Source organism: Kitasatospora sp. NPDC058965 (assembly GCF_042741245.1).
Taxonomy (GTDB): Bacteria; Actinomycetota; Actinomycetes; order Streptomycetales; family Streptomycetaceae; genus Kitasatospora.
On record NZ_JBHYKG010000596.1, the window covers coordinates 1 to 1,467 of the forward strand.

The following is a 1,467-nucleotide window of genomic DNA, read 5'->3' on the forward strand; positions in this document are numbered from 1 at the left end:
GTTCCGTCGGCCGGTCAGAGGCCGTCGTACGGGGTGGTGTCGTTGTACATCCGCATCCCCGGGATGTGCAGGGTGCCGCCGAACTGGCCGGCCTGCACCGCCTTGACGCCGGTGAGCGACATGTCGATCGGGATCGGCACCGCGCCGATCAGGTTGTACAGCCACTCCGGCAGCGTGTCCGGGGTGAGCGTGATCGTGCCCAGCGGCGGGATCGGGATCCCGTAGAGCGAGGACAGCTCGCCGCTCAGGCTCTCCACGTACATCGTGATCGGACCCTGGCGCATGGTCGAGGTGGTGCCCGGACCGCCCTTCACGTGGAAGGTCTGGGCCGGGTTGCCGCCCGCCGCGGTGTTCTCGATCGTCGACATGTCGAGGTTGTCGATGTCGACCGAGGAGACGGTGAACTTGAGCACCCGGTAGCTGCGGGTGGGGCTGTGCACCTCGTAGACGCCGCCGAAGACCGCGCCGTAGAGCGAGAGCTTGGTGGTGTGCAGGGTCCAGCTCTGGTCCGGCACGACCTGGCTGTCGGCCAGCTGGGCGGCGGTCAGCTTGCTGGTGTCCACCGCGCAGAGCGGGCGGGTGTCGCCGTTCGCCAGCGCCGAGGCGACCGCGGACGGCGAGGGGGCGGCGCTCGGCGAGGACGACCCGCTCGGCGCGGCGGCGGGGCTGCCGCTCGCGGCCGGCGCACCGCTCGGCGCCGCGCCGGGGGTGCTGCTCGGGGTGCTGCCCGGGGCGACCGCGGCGGCGCGCGGGGCGGCGTTCGGGCTCGGGGTGGCACTGGGTGCCGCCTGCGCGCCGGTCGAGCCGGTTCCGGCGGCCGGGGTGCTCGGCACGGCCGTCGACGGCGAGGGCGCCGGGGTCGGGGTGCTCTGGTTCTGGTGGTGCGGGTCGAAGATCCCGGCGATGCCGCCCAGGATGTCGCCGATCAGGTCCTGCGGCTGGGTGGTGCCGGGCTGCGCCGCGGAGGCCTGCACGACCTGGCTGGTGACCGCGGTGGCGGCCTGCTGCTGGGTCAGTCCGGCGGGCACCTGCGGGGCGGCCGGGGCGGCGCTGACGGCCCGTCCGGTGGTCACGGCCGCCGCCTTGGTCGGCGTGGTGGTGGGCGTGGCGGTGGCCGAGCCGGCGGCCGGCTTGGTGGCGGGCTTGGCGGCCGTCGGCGCCGGGACCGGGGTCAGTGCGCTCTTCGGCACCGGGGTGACGGTGGTCGCGGGCTGGTCGGGCGCGCAGGCCGTCCCGGTCGGCGAGACCGCGGAGGCCAGGTTCGGGGCCAGCGAGGAGCCCATCAGCAGCGCGGTGGGCACCGCGGCGGCGGCGAGCAGCCTGGCCCGGGTGCGGCCGCGCTCGCGCGGGGCGGCGTGCCGGGGGCCCTCGGAACGGCGCTGCGCGGGCAGCTGCGGCTCGGCCTGCTCGGCCCCGCTCACTTGGCCCCTCCCTCGTGCTCGGTGGTCGCCTCCGCAGCGGCCTCGG

1 protein-coding gene is annotated in these 1,467 nt (G+C 76.1%); it reads right to left on the reverse strand.

Annotated elements, in window-relative coordinates; all coding sequences use genetic code 11:
- Positions 1-14: 14 nt before the first annotated feature.
- Positions 15-1,421: a hypothetical protein gene (locus ACFW1A_RS40470; RefSeq protein WP_380418736.1), complete on the reverse strand. Its 1,407-nt coding sequence runs from the start codon at positions 1,419-1,421 to the stop codon at positions 15-17.
- Between the last annotated feature and the right edge of the window lie 46 nt (positions 1,422-1,467).